Genomic DNA, 17,155 nt, shown 5'->3' on the forward strand with positions numbered 1-17,155 from the left:
TCTGAACTAAGCGGTTTCAATCTGGACCAAGCCGTTTCCAACCGAATCTTAACGAAGTGTTGATAGCCAAACCGTGACCGCGGGTACCTGCGGCACGAGGACTTCCTGTTTTGGCCGTCATGGATGCTCAATCCGCCACCACCCCGCCCGCCGGCCTGATCGCGCGGCTGCGTGCTAGCCTCGGTGGCTCCGGTGAAGCCTCGCTGACGCAGCGTCTTGCAGGCACGATCTTCATCATTCGCGTACTGAGCGCAGCGCTTGCCTATTTCTCGCAAATTCTCCTCGCGCGCTGGATGGGCGGCTCCGACTACGGCATCTATGTCTATGTCTGGACCTGGGTCCTGCTGCTTGGCAGCATGATGGACTTCGGCATTTCCTCTTCAGCCCAGAAGATCATTCCGGAATACCGCGCCCGCGGCGAGCATGCTTTGTTGCGCGGCTTTCTTGCCGGCAGCCGGTGGATGACGTTTACGGTCTCGGCTGTGGTCTCGGGGTTGCTGGCGGCGCTCATCAAGCTGCTGTCGCCATGGCTCGGAACGGGCGAGGTCGTTCCGCTCTACATCGGCTGCGCCACATTACCTGCCTTCGTCGTCGCCAATACCCAGGACGGCATCGCGCGCTCGCACGACTGGATGCGGCTGGGATTGATGCCGCAATTCATCATCCGCCAGTCGCTGATCATCGGCGTCACCGCGGGCCTGTTTGTCCTCGGCTTTCATTTGGGCGCGACGGCGGCGATGGCCGCGAGCGCAGCCGCGGTCTGGATCGCCATGATCGGCCAGATGGTGGCGCTCAATCGTCGCCTCGCCGGTCACATCGAGCCAGGTCCGAAAGCCTATGAGGTCGGCGCCTGGCTTTCGATCTCACTGCCGATCCTGATGGTCGAAGGCTTTTATCTGCTGTTGTCCTACACCGACGTGCTGGTGCTGCAACAGTACCGCTCTTCGGAAGAGGTCGGCGTCTACTTCGCGGTCGTGAAGACGCTGGCGCTGGTTTCCTTCATCCACTACGCGATGTCGGCGACCACGGCGCACCGCTTTGCCGAATATCACGCACTCGGCGACCGGGCGCGGCTCTCGGCCTATGTCGCCCATGCGATCAAATGGACGTTCTGGCCTTCACTCGCCGCAACCATCGTGCTGCTGGCGCTTGGCAAACCGCTGCTCTGGTTGTTTGGACCGCAATTCGTGAGCGGCTACGACATCATGTTCGTCGCCGCAATCGGCCTCGTCGTTCGCGCCGCAGTCGGCCCGGTCGAGCGGCTATTGAACATGCTGGGTCATCAATATGTTTGCGCGCTGGCCTACGCCCTGTCATTTGCCCTGAACGTCGCGCTCTGCGTCGTGCTGGTGCCGCGCTTCGGCGGTCATGGCGCTGCGGCCGCAACCTCGATCTCGCTCACCTTCGAGACCGTGCTGTTGTTCTACATCGTTCGCCGGCGGCTCGGGCTTCACGTGCTGGCGTTCGGCAAGCGCTAGCTCTTTACAAGCCGTCATCACCGCGAAAGCGGGTGATCCAGTATTCCAGCGACGTCAACTGGCCATCAAGAAGGTCACGGCGTACTGGATGCCCCGCCGGAGCCTGTCATCGGGCGGCGCTTTGCGCCGACCCTGTGGCGGGCATGACGGATGATGTGGTGTCATCGGACTATTCAGCGGTCCAGCCGCCGTCAATCGAAAGATTGGAGCCGGTGATCTGCGCGGCATCGTCGCCGCACAGAAACAGCGCGAGTGCGGCGACCTGCTCGGAGGTCACGAACTCCTTGGTCGGCTGCGCATCCAGCAATACGTCCTTGATGACCTGTTCCTTGGTCATGTTGCGCGCCTTCATCGTTTCCGGAATCTGGTGCTCGACCAGCGGCGTCCAGACATAGCCCGGACTGATGCAGTTGCAGGTGATCTTGAAGGTCGCGAGCTCAAGCGCCACCGTCTTGGTGAGACCGGCAATGCCGTGCTTGGCCGAGACGTAAGCCGATTTAAACGGCGAGGCGACGAGCGAATGCGCCGAGGCGGTATTGATGATGCGGCCCCAGCCACGCTTCTTCATGCCGGGCACCGCCGCGCGAATGCCGTGAAACGCCGACGACAGGTTGATCGCGATGATCGCGTCCCACTTCTCGATCGGAAATTCCTCGATCGGGGAGACGAACTGGATGCCGGCATTGTTGACGAGGACGTCGACCGAACCGAAAGTCTTCTCGCCGAGCGCCACCATGCCGGCGATCTCGGCCGGCTTGGTCATGTCGGCCGGTGAATAGACCGCCTTGACCTTGTAGTCGGCCTCGATCGCCGAACGTTCCTTCTCGATATCGGCCGGCGCGCCGAAGCCGTTGATCACGACGTTGGCGCCGGCGCCTGCCAGGGCGCGGGCATAAGCGAGCCCGATGCCTGAGGTCGAACCGGTCACCACCGCCGTCTTGCCTTTCAGATTTGTCATTGCTGCTCACTCCTTTTTGGAAGGATTTTCTTCGTCCGAGAGATCGTAAGTCACCATGGTTTCGCCGGATTGGGGCCGCTCCAGCTGTTCCTTGTGCTGCATCGAGCGATGGACGTCGCGCACGCCGGCTTCCCAATGCTCGACCAGGGCGACGCGGGAAAAGTCGTAGTCCTTGGAAGACGTCTCGTAATTCTTGCTGCGATAGATCAGGTGCACCACGGTGACGGTGTTCTCTTTGGCAGCGTCGCGCAAATAAGCCACCGAAGGATCGTTCATGAGGTGGCCGGGCAATTTTTTGATCAGATCGCGGACCGCCTTGCGCGCGTTGTGAATCTGCCGGTTCTTGTCGGTCGTCATGCGGGTGCGGCTGGAGTAGCGGATATCCTTCTCGCGCTCGGCCGCCTCCAGCAAGGTTTCCGGCAAAGGCCCGCGGGCACTGAAGAGGTCGATCTGGAAGACCAGAAGATCGTTGGTGTTCTCCCGGTCCAGCACATAGTCGAGCGGCGTGTTGGAGGCGATGCCGCCATCCCAATAATGTTCACCGTCGATGACGACAGAAGGAAAGCCCGGCGGCAATGCGCCGGACGCCATGATGTGCTCCGGACCGAATTGCTTGCCGAGCTTTCTGAATTCGACATTGTCGAAGTATTTGAGATTGCCTGAGGTCACACCTACCGCGCCGACACTGAGCCGGCACTTCAGATCGTTGATAAGGTCAAAATCGACAATCCGCTCCAGTGTCCTGCGTAACGGCGTGGTATCGTAATAGCTCTGCGCCTCAGGGCTTCCCTTCGGCCACAACGGCGCCGGCGGTATCCGCGGCGTAAAGAAGCCAGGCGTACCGAAAGTCGCGATCAATGCCGCACTGGTCTCGTTATATAGCGAGCGCTCCCGGTCTCCCTTTGTGATCGGAACCGGTACCCATGGCGATCCCGAAGAGACCATTTCCCAGAATTCCTTCAACCGGGCGACGCGTTTTGCCGGCTCGTTGCCGGCAATGATGGCAGCATTGATGGCGCCGATCGAAATCCCTGCAACCCAAGTCGGCTCGAAATCACAGTGACAAAGCGCCTGATACGCACCCGCCTGATAAGAGCCGAGCGCGCCGCCGCCTTGCAGGACGAGGACGCGTTGCGCCTTTGCGGGCGTCGTTGCCGGCGCGGGATTGGCGGTATTCATCATCGCTCTAGTGCCCACTTTCTGAAGTTCGTGCTCCATCGCTGCACCCACTTCCACGAAGTTCGGAAAGTTATGGGCACTAGCAAAGTGCCGCTTTTCTATTTGAAGGTCCTGAATCGAATTCGCCGCTCGTGGTGAGGAACTTCAAATAGGCGGCACTGGCGGTCCGATTCCAACATCGCATCCTTTCCCAGAACCTGCTTTTAAGGCACTGGAATCGAAAGGACCACGGACAACGATTTGCTTCCAATGTTCTTTAGTTTGGGCATTTGCAACTCCCGTCACATCATACGAATGTCGGAACGACATCATACGAACGTCGGAACCGGGACGCCAATTCGAGCCCGAATCACTCGGTGAGGCCGGTGGGAAGCGGTACGCCGAGACGATCGCGCGGCTCGGTTGATGCAAGAATGAGCGTCCAGAACACCTTGTATTTCGTATTTGGAGCGTAGCTCGCTGCGATGCCCATTTTTGTGACACCGCTCTGAAGCATGTTTGCCCGGTGCGGCGGCGAGTCCCGCCAGCCGGAAAACGCCTCGGCGAGAGTATGGTACCCGGCCGATACGTTCTCGACGGCAAGCGTCGATGGGTACCCGGCGGCCTGCAGACGTTTGGGCAGCGGAGCCTTGACGTCATGGTCGAGCTTGTTGCGGCTCGCCATCGCCTGCGACTGCCCCTCCGCGACTCTCATCAACTCAGGGTCAATCACCACGGCGCCGACGCCGTTGTTCTTGCGGTAGAGCGAAATCATCGTCGCCGCCGCCTGGGCATCGAGCTTCGCACCGGGCTCGGCCATACTGAAATACATACTGGGCTGTTCGACCGGAACGTCCGATGCGCAACCGCCAAGCGCCAATAGCCCGATGATCGCGATCCAAGCGCGCATAATGTGAGATTTCCCAACGTTTCAGGCCGGTTGTTGCACGGCAACCGTGGCTGAAAGGTGAACGGGGCGGCTTTTTTAGGGATGATTGGGACGCGTCTAGGACGTCTCGACGGTATGGATGCCGCATTCGGTCTTGGACCGGCCACGCCAGCGGCTGTCCCGTGCGTCCTCGCCGGGCTGGGCACGGCTGCTACAGGGCATGCAGCCGACCGAGAGAAAACCCGAAGCTGCCAGCGGGTGCGGCGGCAATTTGGCCTGCGCGTAGATCGCTGCGATCTCGGCGGGCGTGACATTTGCAAACGGGTTGAATTTCAGCCTGAGGCCCTCGGCCTCGACCACCGGAATCGCCGCGCGCAAGCCGCCCTGAAAGCGTTTGCGGCCGTTGATCCACGCATCGAACAGCGCCAGCGCCCGCCTCAACGGTTCAACTTTGCGAAACCGGCAACACGCGTCGGGATCGGAGAACCATAGTTCGCGGTCCGCATCCTCACGCTGCAAGGCCTCGTCCAACGGACGGATCGAGCGGACATCACGCAAACCCAGTAACGCGATCAACCTGTCGCGATACGCCAGCGTCTCCTCAAACAGCCAACCGGTGTCGAGAAAGATCACCGGGATAGCCGGATCGACGTCGGCCATCACCTTGAGCAAAGCGGCCGATTCCGTACCGAAGGAGGATACCAGCGCCAAACGCTCGCGACCGACAATACGCAGCGCACTCTCGATCACCTCAGACGGACTCGCGTGATGAAGCACCCCATCGAGCGCCTCGGCCCGTTTCGCTACTACGTCCTCGTCCGATATCTGCTGCGCGAGATCGCTCACTGACATTAACCGGCGCTCTCCGAGTGGCGTTGCTGCATCCGCCGATGCAGAGCGGTGATGCGGCCATCGCCGGTCGGCTGATAGAATACCGAGTAGCGCTTGGCGGTCAGCGCGAAAGCCTCGGCGTCGCTTCCCTTCTTCGCTTCAAGTGCGTCGAAGCCCGCGCGCAACATGAACACAAACTGGTCGCGCAGCACCTGGCCGGTGGCGCGCAATTCGCCGTCATATCCGTAGCGCTCGCGCAGCAACCGTGCCTGGGTGTAGGCGCGGCCGTCACGGAAGGTCGGAAATACCAGCGCAACCACCGCAAGCCGGCCGAGGAAAGGCACGAGATCGTCGACATCGCGATTGTTCGGCCAGATCACGCCGAGCTCGCCGGGGCGCGCCAACAACGCTTCCGGATCCTCGAGAAAGCGCGCAGCCGAAACCAGTATCGAGGCCCGTTCGGGCAGCTCGGCGCCATTGGGAACGTGGACAAAGATGTCAGTGACGACTTTTCCGTGCTTAACGAGTGGCATAGACCCGCTCCCTGAAAGGTTCGACGCCAAGCCGCTTCACCGTATCGACGAACAGCTCGTCGGGGCGTGCGCGCAGCGCAAGATAGGCTTCAACGATGTCCTCGATCACGTCGGCAACTTCGCCGTACGGCACCGCGGGACCGATCAGCGCGCCCAGTTCGGCGTTCTCGTCGGCCCGGCCGCCGATGGTGATCTGGTAGAATTCCTCGCCGTTCTTCTCGACCCCGAGAATGCCGATATGGCCGACGTGGTGATGGCCGCAGGCGTTGATGCAGCCGGAGATGTTGATGTGCAGGCGACCGATCAGCTCAGCCGTATCGTGATTGGCAAAGCGGCGCGTCAATTCCTGCGCGATCGGAATCGAGCGCGTGTTCGCGAGCGAGCAGTAATCCAGCCCCGGGCAAGCGATGATGTCCGAAACCAGGTTGACGTTCGGCGTCGCCAGCCCGAGTTCGTCGAGCGCCTTCCACAACGCCGGCAAGTCGCGCTTGGCGACATGGGGCAGCGCGAGATTTTGCTCGTGTCCGACGCGGATTTCGCCGAAGGAATATTTGTCGGCGAGATCGGCCAACGCATCCATCTGTTCGGCGGTGGCGTCACCGGGAGGCCCGCCGACCGGCTTGAGCGACACGGTCACGATCGCATAGCCCTGCGCTTTGTGCGTGAACACCGAGTTACGCCGCCAGCGCTCGAACAGCGGGTCATGGGCCGCCTTTTTCAGCTCCTCCGGCATGTGGGGCAATTTTTCGTAAATCGGATAGCTGAAGCGCGAACGGATTTCCTCGATGACGGCATCGTCCAGTGCGAGCGCGCTGTCGCCCATCGCGCGCCACTCTTCCTCGACCTCGGCGGCGAACTTCTCGACGCCGAGTTCGTGCACCAGGATCTTGATGCGCGCCTTGTAGATGTTGTCGCGCCGGCCGTACTGATTATAGACACGCAGGATCGCCTCGACATAACTCAGGAGATCGCGGCCTGCTATGAACGGCTTGATGGTCTTGGCGATAAACGGCGTGCGCCCCAGGCCGCCGCCGACCAGAACCTCAAACCCCACCTCGCCTTGCGCATTGCGGTGCAGCCGCAGCCCGATATCGTGAATCTTGATAGCGGCGCGGTCGTGAGCGGACGCCGTGATCGCGAACTTGAATTTGCGCGGCAGGAAGGAGAATTCCGGGTGCAGCGTCGTATACTGCCGCAATAGCTCCGACCAGATGCGGGGATCCTCGATTTCGCCGGGCGCCACGCCCGCCCATTGATCGGAAGTGACGTTGCGGGTGTTGTTGCCCGACGTCTGCATGGAGTGGATACCGACCTTGGCGAGATCGGCCAGCGCGTCGGGCAGTTCGGCAAGCTTGATCCAGTTGAACTGGATGTTCTGCCGCGTGGTGAAGTGTCCATAACCGCGGTCGTAACGCCGCGCCACATGCGCCAACTGCCGCAACTGCTTCGAGGACAGCGTGCCGTAGGGAATCGCGACGCGAAACATATAGGCGTGCAATTGCAGATAGACGCCGTTCTGCAAGCGCAGCATCTTGAATTCGTCCTCGGTGAGTTCGCCCGACAGGCGACGCTTCACCTGGTCACGAAACTCCTCAACGCGTTCGTTGAGCAGCGTTCGGTCGAGTTCGTCATACGCGTACATGACAGGCTGGTCCTATGCCGAAACCGGAAGGAGATCGATGGTGACGCCGCTCTGCCGGATATGTTCGCGCAGGTTGCCGGGCTTGACGGTGTCGCCATCCTTGACGTCCACCGGCGCGATATAGGGCCCGACCGCGCCGACGTCATCGGCGATCGCCTCGGCCAGTAGCGCGCGCGCCTCATCGACGTTACGAACGATGGCGGCTTGCGACAGGTCCGTCGACCAGCCCTCGGCGCGATTGCGATAGATCACCGCGCCGTCCGCGGTGCGGTTGGCGGTGACGATCGAGGGTCCGGTGATCCGGATTTTTTGTTCGAGTGGCGATGTCATTCGGCGGCGACCTGAAAATAAGAGGCGAGTTGGTTGAGTTGCTGCTGGCGCGCGGGTGCGGAGTGCACGACCACATCGCCAATGATGAGAACCGCGGGACCGCCGGCGACTTTTTCGACGAGATCGGGCAATTCATCAAGGGTCCCGATCGCAGCGGCGGAATCTTCCCGCGTCGCGCGCGCGAACACGCCGACCGGCGTTTGCGGCGAGCGTCCGGCGGCGAGCAGGCCCGCCCGTACCGACGCCGCCGCAGTGAGCCCCATATAGACCACGATGGTCATCTCGATGTCGGTCAGCGTCGACCAATCGACAGCCTCTGCGTCCCTCACCTTGTGCGCGGTAAGGAAGGTGACGCGCAACGCCTCGCGGCGGAAGGTGAGCGGCACTTCGAATTGGGCGGCGGCGCCGAGACCCGCGGTGATTCCGGGAATGACCGAATAGGCGACGTTCGCCTGCCGCAACGCTTCGATTTCTTCGCCGCCGCGGCCGAAAATCAAGGGATCGCCGCCCTTGAGGCGCACCGCGCGCCGGCCGGCACGCGCCGCCTCGATCAGCAATTGGTTGATGGCGTCCTGACCGATGCCGGGTTTCCCGACGCGCCGGCCCACGGGAACGCGGGCGGCATCGCGGCGCGCGCGGTCGAGAATTTCGGGATTGACCAGTTCGTCGTAAAAAATAACGTCGGCATCCTGCAACGCGCGCAGCGCCTTGACCGTGAGCAGGTCGGGATCGCCCGGGCCGGCGCCGACCAGGGTGACCATTCCCTCCGCTCCGCCCGATGGCAGGCTGCCAGCGAAAGCAGAGGCGTCACGAATACCTTTGAGCGCACGTTCCGCATCGTCGCCACGTCCGGCAAGAACGAGCGCGCCGATCGGACCATCGACCACGCGCTCCCAGAAACGCCGCCGCAGCGCGAATTCCGGGATCAGATCGTGGATGGCCTTGCGCCAGCGGCCGATGAAGCCTGCCAGTTCGCCGATACGCGCCGGCAGCACCGCTTCGATCCGCTCACGCAGGCGCCGCGCCACGACAGGCGAAGTACCACCGGTGCCAATGGCGACGACGACGTCTCCGCGATCGACGATGGCCGGAAAGATGAAACTGGAGTGATCGAGATCGTCCATCACATTGATGGGCAGGCCAAGCGTCCTGGCGCGCGCCGACATCAGCGGAGCGACATCGCCCGCACCCGCGCAGACAACGGCAATCACGCCGTTGAGCTCGGCCATGAGCGGATCGCCGCTGGCAAGCTCGACCCGTGAGGCCTCGCCTTCGTCAAGGCCAGCGACATGGTCACCGTCGGTCGCATACCAGCGAACCCTGGCGCCTGCGGCCGCCAGCACGCGCAGCTTCGCACGGGCGAGATCGCCCGAACCGACGAGCATCACCACGCCGCGCTGCAGATCAAGAAACACCGGTAGGAATCGCATCCGACGCTCGTTTCCGGAACTTCCGGGTTGACTGGAATTATTTTCTATATATGTGTCATGTCACGCCCGTAAAGAGAAGATTATTTCTCCTATTGGGCCTCGTTACTATAGAATTTTCACTTCGTAGGGCCAAGGGTTCGTAGATGCATCTTCTCGAAGACAGTTACGCGCGCGACAGGGTGCATCATGACCTTCCGGCCGCGACCCTTTCCACCACGCAAAATTCAAGCCAAGCGGCGTCTCAACCGCCCTCCATGGACCACCTCGACGCGCTGGAGGCCCAGAGCATCTACATTTTCCGCGAGGCCTTCGCCCGGCTGAAAAAGCTCGCGCTGCTGTGGTCGCTCGGCAAAGACTCCAATGTGATGATCTGGCTCGCACGGAAGGCCTTCTTCGGCCGTGTGCCGTTTCCGGCCCTGCACGTCGATACCGGCAAGAAGTTTCCCGAGATGTATGCGTTCCGCGACACCTACGGCAAGGAATGGGGACTTGATCTGAAGATCGAGCCCTGCCCGCCGATCGATGCGATCGATCCAACCTTGCCGCCGGCGGCGCGATCGGCCGCGCGCAAGACCGAGGGTCTCAAGCTTGCGCTCACCAAATATGGCTTCGACGGATTGATCGCCGGCATTCGCCGCGACGAGGAAGCCACGCGCGCCAAGGAACGGGTGTTCTCTCCGCGCGGCACGGAAGGCGGATGGGACGTGCGCGACCAGCCGCCGGAGTTCTGGGACCAGTTCAACGCCTCGCCGCCACCGGGCGCGCATTTGCGCGTCCACCCGATCCTGCATTGGACCGAGTCCGATATCTGGGCCTATACGCAACGGGAAAACATCCCGATCATTCCGCTGTATCTCGCCAAAAGCGGCAAGCGCTATCGTTCGCTGGGCGATGCCGACATCACTTTTCCGGTGGCTTCGACGGCCTCGAATATCGAGGAGATACTGCTCGAACTCGAGCGCACCAAGGTGCCGGAGCGTGCCGGCCGCTCGCTCGACCATGAGACCGAAGACGCCTTCGAGCGGCTGCGCGTCGCCGGCTATCTGTAAGAGTTAATGCGTTGAGCCCCACCATGAACATGATCGCTCCCGCCGCGCTGTCGACGATGCCAAACGGCACCACCCGCCCACAAGTGCGCATCGTCATCGTCGGCCATGTCGACCACGGCAAATCGACGCTGGTCGGCCGGCTGCTGCATGAAACCGGAAGCCTGCCGGACGGCAAGCTGGAGATGCTGAAAGAGGTCAGCGCACGGCGAGGCATGCCGTTCGAATGGTCGTTCCTGCTCGATGCGCTGCAAACCGAGCGCGACCAGGGCATCACCATCGACACCACGCAGATCCGCTTCCGCACCCGTGCACGCGACGTGGTGCTGATCGACGCCCCCGGACATGCCGAATTCCTGCGCAACATGATCACCGGCGCCTCGCAGGCCGACGGCGCGCTTCTGATCGTCGATGCGCTCGAAGGCGTGCGCGACCAGACCCGCCGTCACGGCTATCTGCTGCATCTTTTGGGCGTCAAACAGGTCGCGGTCGTCGTCAACAAGATGGACCGGGTCGATTTCAGTGCAACCCGGTTTGCCGAGATCCGCGACGAGATTTCGGCGCATCTGACCGGTCTTGGTGTCGCGCCCCAGGCAGTCATTCCGATCTCCGCGCGCGACGGCGATGGCGTTGCCGCATCGTCGCAGCGCACCCGCTGGTATCGTGGCCCGACCGTCGTCGACGCGCTTGACGCGCTTCAGCCAGCGCAACCCCCGGAGCAGCTCGTGCTGCGGTTGCCGGTTCAGGCGATCTACAAATTCGACGACCGGCGCATCGTGGCCGGCCGGATCGAATCCGGACGACTGGCGAGCGGCGACGAGATCGTCATCATGCCCGCAGGAAAGATCGCGAAGATCAAGAGCGTCGAGAGCTGGCCGGCAACGCCGCTCGACGGCCCCCAGACGGCGGGCCGCTCGGTCGGCATCACGCTCGATCGCGAACTGTTCATCGAGCGCGGCGATGTCATTGCCCATGCCGGATCGGCTCCACGCGACACGCGGCGAATCCACGCGCGTATTTTCTGGCTGCACGACAAGCCGCTCGACAAAGGCGAACAGATTCTGGTGCGGCTCGGCACGCGTGAAAGCCGCGCGAGCGTCGTCGCGATCGAGAAGGCGGTCGATCCCGGCGAGTTGTCCAGCGTCGAGAATCAGTCGATCGCGCGCAACCATGTCGGCGAGATCGACATCGCGCTGGCGCAACCGATCGCCGCCGACGCCTATGCCGACAATCCCCGGACAGGACGCCTTGTCATCGAGGTCAATGGCCGTATCGCCGGCGGCGGGCTCGTGCTCTCGGTGGATGCCGGGCAACGCGCTGTGCCGGTCGATATCGTTCCGGTGGAATCGGCGTTACGGCCGGACGAGCGCTCGGCGCGCTTCCGCCATCACGGCGCGGTGGTCTGGCTCACTGGATTGCCAGCTTCCGGAAAATCGACGCTGGCGCGCGCCCTCGAACGCACCGTGTTCAGCCGGGGCGGCTCGCCGATCCTGCTCGACGGCGATACTTTTCGCGCGGGCCTCAATAGCGACCTCGGATTTTCCACCCGTGACCGCAGCGAGAATATTCGCCGGCTGGCCGAAGTCGCCACTCACCTCGCGCGCAACGGTCACATCGCGATTGTCGCGGCCGTGTCGCCCTCGCGCGACGACCGGGCCACCGCGCGGCGGATCGCCGATACCGCTTTCCGCGAAATCCATATCGCGACACCCGCCGACATCTGCGAGAGCCGCGATCCCAAGGGTCATTACGCCAAGGCGCGCGCAGGCGGTCTGCCGGCGTTCACTGGCATTTCCAACGACTACGAGCCCCCAATCCAATGCGAGCTTGTACTCGATACCGCGACACGATCCGTCGGCGAGGCGGCGGCCGAGATCGAACGCATGCTGCTGGCGACAGGGGTGCTGTTCGACGAAGTCATTGATCTGGCTGCCAATATTTAAGCCGCTGGCTGGCAGCACAATAAGCCAATGAAAGCCTTTTCCTAAGGCGCGCTTTGGCGCTAAAAGGCGCCTGAACTTCGCGCCGTTTGGCGCGTTTTTTAGTCCGAAATTTCCAAAGACCGCGCTTTTTCGGCGCGGTCTCTTGCGAGAAAAATCCATCATGAACCGTATCGATGCCCACGGATTGAAGATTGCGCCCGTCCTGTTTGATTTCGTCGGCAAGGAAGCCGCGCCGAAAACCGGGATCGCTCCGGATGCGTTCTGGGCCGGGCTTGCCGCCATCGTACGCGATCTGGCACCGAAAAATCGCAAGCTGCTTGCCGTCCGCGACAGCTTGCAGGCGAAAATCGACGACTGGCATCGTGCCCACAAGGGCAAGCCGCTCGACCTGAACGCCTATACCGCTTTCCTGAAGGAGATCGGCTACCTGTTGCCGGACCCTGCGACGCACAAGGTCGAGACCGCCAACGTCGACGAGGAAATCGGCAAGATTTGCGGACCGCAACTCGTGGTGCCGCTCACCAATGCGCGTTATGCGCTGAATGCTGCGAACGCGCGCTGGGGCAGTCTCTACGACGCGTTCTACGGTACCGATGCGATTCCGCACGATCCGAGCGAAACCGGCAAAGGCTTCAACAAGGCGCGCGGCGACAAGGTGGTCGCGAAGGCGAAGGCCTTCCTCGATTCTACCGTACCTCTCGCCGCCGGCAGCCACACCGATGTCGTCGCCTACAGCGTCATCAGCGGCAAGCTCGCGGTCAAACTGAAGAGCGGCAACGCCACGGCGTTGAAGTCCAACGATCAGTTCGCAGGCTTTCGCGGTGACGCCGCTTCGCCGTCGGCGCTTCTGCTCGTCAACAACGGGCTACACATCGAAATCGTCATCGACCGCAGCCACGTGATCGGCAAGAACGATCCCGCCGGCGTTGCTGACATGATTCTGGAAGCCGCCGTCAGTACAATTCTGGATATGGAAGACAGTGTCGCGACGGTCGATGCAGAGGACAAGGTTCTGGTCTATCGCAATACGCTCGGCCTGATGAACGGCACCCTGTCGGCCGATTTCGAAAAAGGCGGCAAGACGCTGACGCGCTCACTCAATCCCGACCGCATCTACACCACGCCGGATGGAAAAGAGCTCAGGCTCCACGGTCGCAGCCTCCTGCTGATGCGCAACGTCGGGCACCACATGTTTACCGATGCGGTGCTCGATGCCGCCGGCGAAGAAATTCCGGAAGGCCTGCTCGATGCTGCCGTCACCGGCCTGCTCGCGATCCACGATCTGAAAAGCCATTCGAGCTTGCGCAACAGCCGCACCGGCTCGGTCTATATTGTCAAGCCGAAGATGCACGGCCCCGACGAGGTGGCGCTGACCTGCGAGCTGTTTGGCCGCGTCGAGAAGATGCTGGGCTTGCCGGAAAATACCCTCAAGGTCGGCATCATGGACGAAGAGCGCCGCACTACCGTCAACCTGAAGGCCTGCATCCAGCAAGCCTCAAAGCGCATCTGCTTTATCAACACCGGCTTCCTCGACCGCACCGGCGACGAGATCCACACCTCGATGGAAGCAGGCCCCATGATCCGCAAAAACGACATGAAGGCGCAGCCCTGGATCAAGGCCTATGAAGACTCCAACGTCGACAACGGCCTGATCGACGGCCTGCCGGGCCATGCCCAGATCGGCAAGGGCATGTGGGCGGCGCCCGACATGATGGCGGATATGCTGACGCAAAAGATCGCCCACCCGCAGGCTGGCGCTACCACGGCGTGGGTGCCCTCGCCGACCGCGGCGACCTTGCACGCGCTGCATTATCATCAGGTCAACGTGCTGGCGCGCCAGCAGGAGCTCGCCAAAGGCGGCCCCCGCGCCAAACTGTCCGACATCCTCACCATTCCCGTGTCGAAATCGAACTGGGCACCGGACGATGTGCGGCAGGAGATCGACAACAACTGCCAGGGCATTCTCGGTTACGTCGTGCGCTGGATCGATCAGGGCGTCGGCTGCTCGAAGGTGCCCGATATCCACGATATCGGGTTGATGGAGGACCGTGCGACTTTGCGTATCTCGAGCCAGCATCTGGCGAACTGGCTGCACCAAGGCGTCGTCACCAGGGAGCAGGTGATGGATTCGCTGAAGCGGATGGCGGTCGTGGTCGACGGTCAGAACAAGGGCGATTCCTTGTACCGGCCGATGGCTCCCGGATTCGATGGCACGGCCTTCAAGGCGGCCAGCGATCTCGTGTTCAAGGGACGCGAACAGCCCAACGGCTACACCGAATACATCCTCACCGCGCGTCGCCGCGAAGCCAAGGCGGCGGGCTGAACCAGCCGGAACGATCACCCATCGCAACCGTTAAATCGTCTTCTCACCATGGGAGATGACGATGGACTGGAACCAGGTCGAAGGTAACTGGAAGCAGATCAAGGGCAAGGCCAAGGAGAAGTGGGGCAAGCTCACCGATGACGATCTCAACGTCATCGAAGGCCGTCGCGAACAGCTCGAAGGCAAGTTGCAGCAGCGCTATGGTTTCGCCAAAGACCAGATCCACAAGGATGTGGACGACTGGTTCAGGACGCTCAAGTAAGGTTTCTTGGCTTCCCGACCGGAAGATTGCGGAAGATCCAACTAAAAAGCCCCGGTTCTCTCTCGCCGGGGCTTTTTGTTGTGTAGGGCCCGAAAGACCGGCGCTAGAACACTGCGATATATTTGAGCAGCGACAAGACGCCGAGAATGATCACGATGATCCGCACGATTTGCTTGGCGCGGCCATCGATCGGCAGCAAGTTGACGAGATACAAAATCAGAATGACGACCAGAAAGGTCACCAGCGCGCTTATGAGCATGTCGATTCCCCCGTGCATGCGAAAAAAGTCCCGTTCGCTCCAACGCTCGAGCGGCATGTCGGTTCCGTTCTCGGAACCAGCGGCAATTGGTAAGCAAAATTAGCGTTTCAGGGGCATTGCGGGACCAACAAAGACAGCCCCGCTGTCTGAAAATTTACCCTTTTTTGGCTAGCGTCCGACGCGACCGCCTCGGAGACCGTCAGGCATGCTTCCGAAACGCTGGAAACGCAGAGCCTGCAGCTCAGCAACCAGGTCACCGAATTCCTGGCGAAAATCCGCGCGGCCTGAGCGACGGCTCACGCGGTTAAACGAACTTTTGCAAAGCGCCGTTATTGCGCCGCGACGACCGGCACTCGCCGATAATGCGAGCGCACCGACGCCGGCGCGGGTGTAAGGTCAAGCGAGGCGCCGCGCCGGTCCGCGCCGCGGGCCGCGACCATCAAACCGTCATTGCTGGCGACAATGTCGCCCCTGCGGAGCGTGGGATCGTCCTCGATTTTCACCGCCGCAAGGCCCGCCGGGTCCTTGCCGTTGCAGGTGCAGCCGGCGACGAGTTCATCGCGGTAGCGAAAGGCATTGGGTAGTTCGGAATACGGCTTGCCGCCTTCGGTGACAGCAGTGTCGATATTGCCGCCATAGACGACCTTGGTCTCGCTCGCCGGGCAGAAACTGTTGCACGAGGCCGCGCGGCTCTGGTTGCCCGAGGTCGAGATCGGAAAATAGCGCCCGTCGCAGGTTCGCACGCAATAGGCCTGCGAGCTGCCGCCATAGGAATAGCCGCGCGGATGCGAAGCCGGACCTTCGGGCGCGGCAACAGTGTTTTCCTCATTGGCATAAGGGATCGGCGTCATCGGCGGCTGTGGCCGGTGAGCGCCAAAGGCGCCGAAAAGAGACGAGAAAAAATCCTGTGCCTGCGCCGACGGCGCGATCGTCACCGCGATCAAGGCGGCCACGCCGCCCATTGCCATTTTACCCTTGCTCATACCCATGCGGTTCGCCTCCGGGACCAGGCTCTTGTTCAGTACGTTGCCGACGTCGAAAGGTTCAGCGCCTGACGTCCCGAGGCAAGCGTGGTAATGTCGGCGCGGGGACGCGTGACAACGGACGCCATGTCGCCGTCCCCGATTGGCCTCGCCGCAAGATGGGCGGCGTTTTTCGGCAACACCACCACCTTCGCTCCCAGGCTCACGCGGTTAAACAGATCGGTCACGTCCTCGTTAGTAAGGCGAATGCAGCCGCTGGATACAAATTTACCGATAGTGCTGGGATCGTTGGTGCCGTGAATGCGATAGTCGCTGGCGCCAAGATACAGCGCGCGTGCGCCGAGCGGATTACCGGGACCACCGGCCATGAAGCGCGGCAGATAGGGTTGGCGCGCGATCATCTGCGCCGGTGGATGCCAATCCGGCCATTCCGCCTTGTTCGTGATGGTCTGCACGCCGGACCAGGTGAATCCCTGACGGCCGACGCCGACGCCGTAGCGGATCGCGCGGCCCTGCCCCAGCACGTAATAGAGCACGGTGTTGCCGGTATCGATGATGATCGTGCCGCGCGCCTCGTTCGTGTCGAGGGCCACCGTGGTTCGGCGCAGCCGTTCAGGAAGAACATTGGAGCGTCTGTCGCCTTCCGTGACCGCAGGATCGGCCGGAGAGAGAGCCGCGTCATCCGGCGAAAGAGCGGATAGTGGCGATGACGCATAGCTCAGCACCTGCGCGCTGGCGTGGCTGACGAGAGCGAACGGCGCCATGGCAAGGATGCTTGCGACAACGAGCGTATGGAGCGGCTGCCTGTGCATTTGCCGGCCAGCATGGTCGGATATCTGTGTCATGATCTACCCCCAGCGTGGTGCATCGCGCGGATGCTGCTCTCTCCAACAAACGCGGGCAGGCATGCCCGGTTCCAGTGCGGCATGCGGCCAGATTGTCGCTGTCAAGAATTTGAGAATTCACATCCGCGCGATGGAACTCTCGGCACTCTAGCGGGTTTCAACCGCCGAGCCTTCCGCTGCGGTGTCGCGGCTTGCAATCCATATTCGCCATCAGCGCGGGGAGAGCCAGTTGCGTGTCCTGTCCA

The 17,155-nt window shown here is 62.0% G+C and carries 16 protein-coding genes; 5 read left to right on the plus strand and 11 right to left on the minus strand.

The window, feature by feature from the left end; genetic code table 11:
- Positions 1–119 precede the first annotated feature (119 nt).
- The gene (locus tag WB528_RS03965) at positions 120–1,478 is read left to right on the plus strand and encodes a lipopolysaccharide biosynthesis protein (RefSeq protein WP_423887139.1); all 1,359 of its coding nucleotides are present in this window, start codon (positions 120–122) and stop codon (positions 1,476–1,478) included.
- Positions 1,479–1,647: 169 nt separating this feature from the next.
- Here the strand turns inward: WB528_RS03965 and WB528_RS03970 are convergent, their stop codons facing one another.
- The 8 genes from WB528_RS03970 to cysG all read right to left on the minus strand — a co-directional run bounded on the left by WB528_RS03970 (position 1,648) and on the right by cysG (position 9,249).
- The gene (locus WB528_RS03970) at positions 1,648–2,436 is read right to left on the minus strand and encodes a 3-hydroxybutyrate dehydrogenase (protein ID WP_423887128.1); all 789 of its coding nucleotides are present in this window, start codon (positions 2,434–2,436) and stop codon (positions 1,648–1,650) included.
- A gap of 6 nt (positions 2,437–2,442) precedes the next feature.
- On the minus strand, positions 2,443–3,615 hold the full coding sequence (locus tag WB528_RS03975) for a DUF3734 domain-containing protein (protein WP_423887140.1): 1,173 nt from the start codon (positions 3,613–3,615) through the stop codon (positions 2,443–2,445).
- A gap of 349 nt (positions 3,616–3,964) precedes the next feature.
- The gene (locus WB528_RS03980; protein WP_423887129.1) at positions 3,965–4,504 is read right to left on the minus strand and encodes a CAP domain-containing protein; all 540 of its coding nucleotides are present in this window, start codon (positions 4,502–4,504) and stop codon (positions 3,965–3,967) included.
- Positions 4,505–4,600: 96 nt separating this feature from the next.
- Complete coding sequence (locus tag WB528_RS03985; RefSeq protein WP_423887130.1) at positions 4,601–5,335, minus strand: phosphoadenylyl-sulfate reductase; 735 nt, start codon at positions 5,333–5,335, stop codon at positions 4,601–4,603.
- Entirely contained in the window at positions 5,335–5,847 is a 513-nt protein-coding gene (locus tag WB528_RS03990; protein ID WP_423887131.1) for a DUF934 domain-containing protein, read from the minus strand. The genes WB528_RS03985 and WB528_RS03990 overlap by 1 nt, the downstream gene beginning before the upstream one ends.
- On the minus strand, positions 5,834–7,489 hold the full coding sequence (locus WB528_RS03995) for a nitrite/sulfite reductase (RefSeq protein WP_423887132.1): 1,656 nt from the start codon (positions 7,487–7,489) through the stop codon (positions 5,834–5,836). The genes WB528_RS03990 and WB528_RS03995 overlap by 14 nt, the downstream gene beginning before the upstream one ends.
- Before the next feature lie 12 nt (positions 7,490–7,501).
- Positions 7,502–7,819, minus strand: a complete 318-nt coding sequence (locus WB528_RS04000) for a DUF2849 domain-containing protein (RefSeq protein ID WP_423887133.1) — start codon at positions 7,817–7,819, stop codon at positions 7,502–7,504.
- Complete coding sequence (gene cysG / locus WB528_RS04005) at positions 7,816–9,249, minus strand: siroheme synthase CysG (protein WP_423887134.1); 1,434 nt, start codon at positions 9,247–9,249, stop codon at positions 7,816–7,818. Before cysG ends, WB528_RS04000 begins: the two co-directional genes overlap by 4 nt.
- Positions 9,250–9,503: 254 nt before the next feature.
- Here cysG and cysD point away from each other — a divergent pair, with 254 nt between their 5' ends.
- The 4 genes from cysD (at position 9,504) to WB528_RS04025 (ending at position 14,823) form a co-directional block, all read left to right on the plus strand.
- Positions 9,504–10,298, plus strand: a complete 795-nt coding sequence (gene cysD, locus WB528_RS04010) for a sulfate adenylyltransferase subunit CysD (protein WP_423887141.1) — start codon at positions 9,504–9,506, stop codon at positions 10,296–10,298.
- 23 nt (positions 10,299–10,321) lie between these two features.
- Complete coding sequence (cysC, locus tag WB528_RS04015) at positions 10,322–12,238, plus strand: adenylyl-sulfate kinase (protein WP_423887135.1); 1,917 nt, start codon at positions 10,322–10,324, stop codon at positions 12,236–12,238.
- Between the two features lie 160 nt (positions 12,239–12,398).
- Positions 12,399–14,561, plus strand: a complete 2,163-nt coding sequence (locus WB528_RS04020) for a malate synthase G (protein WP_423887136.1) — start codon at positions 12,399–12,401, stop codon at positions 14,559–14,561.
- A gap of 61 nt (positions 14,562–14,622) precedes the next feature.
- The gene (locus WB528_RS04025) at positions 14,623–14,823 is read left to right on the plus strand and encodes a CsbD family protein (RefSeq protein WP_072817534.1); all 201 of its coding nucleotides are present in this window, start codon (positions 14,623–14,625) and stop codon (positions 14,821–14,823) included.
- 103 nt (positions 14,824–14,926) lie between these two features.
- On the opposite strand, the gene WB528_RS04030 is transcribed toward WB528_RS04025, so the two are convergent.
- From WB528_RS04030 to WB528_RS04040, 3 genes are all read right to left on the minus strand, one after another.
- Positions 14,927–15,082, minus strand: coding sequence for a Thivi_2564 family membrane protein (locus tag WB528_RS04030; RefSeq protein WP_422253241.1), 156 nt, complete (start codon positions 15,080–15,082; stop codon positions 14,927–14,929).
- 329 nt (positions 15,083–15,411) lie between these two features.
- Positions 15,412–16,071: a DUF2865 domain-containing protein gene (locus WB528_RS04035; protein WP_423887137.1), complete on the minus strand. Its 660-nt coding sequence runs from the start codon at positions 16,069–16,071 to the stop codon at positions 15,412–15,414.
- 29 nt (positions 16,072–16,100) lie between these two features.
- Positions 16,101–16,910, minus strand: coding sequence for a L,D-transpeptidase (locus WB528_RS04040; RefSeq protein WP_423887138.1), 810 nt, complete (start codon positions 16,908–16,910; stop codon positions 16,101–16,103).
- Between the last annotated feature and the right edge of the window lie 245 nt (positions 16,911–17,155).

The organism is Bradyrhizobium sp., from assembly GCF_049586575.1.
GTDB lineage: Bacteria > Pseudomonadota > Alphaproteobacteria > Rhizobiales > Xanthobacteraceae > Bradyrhizobium.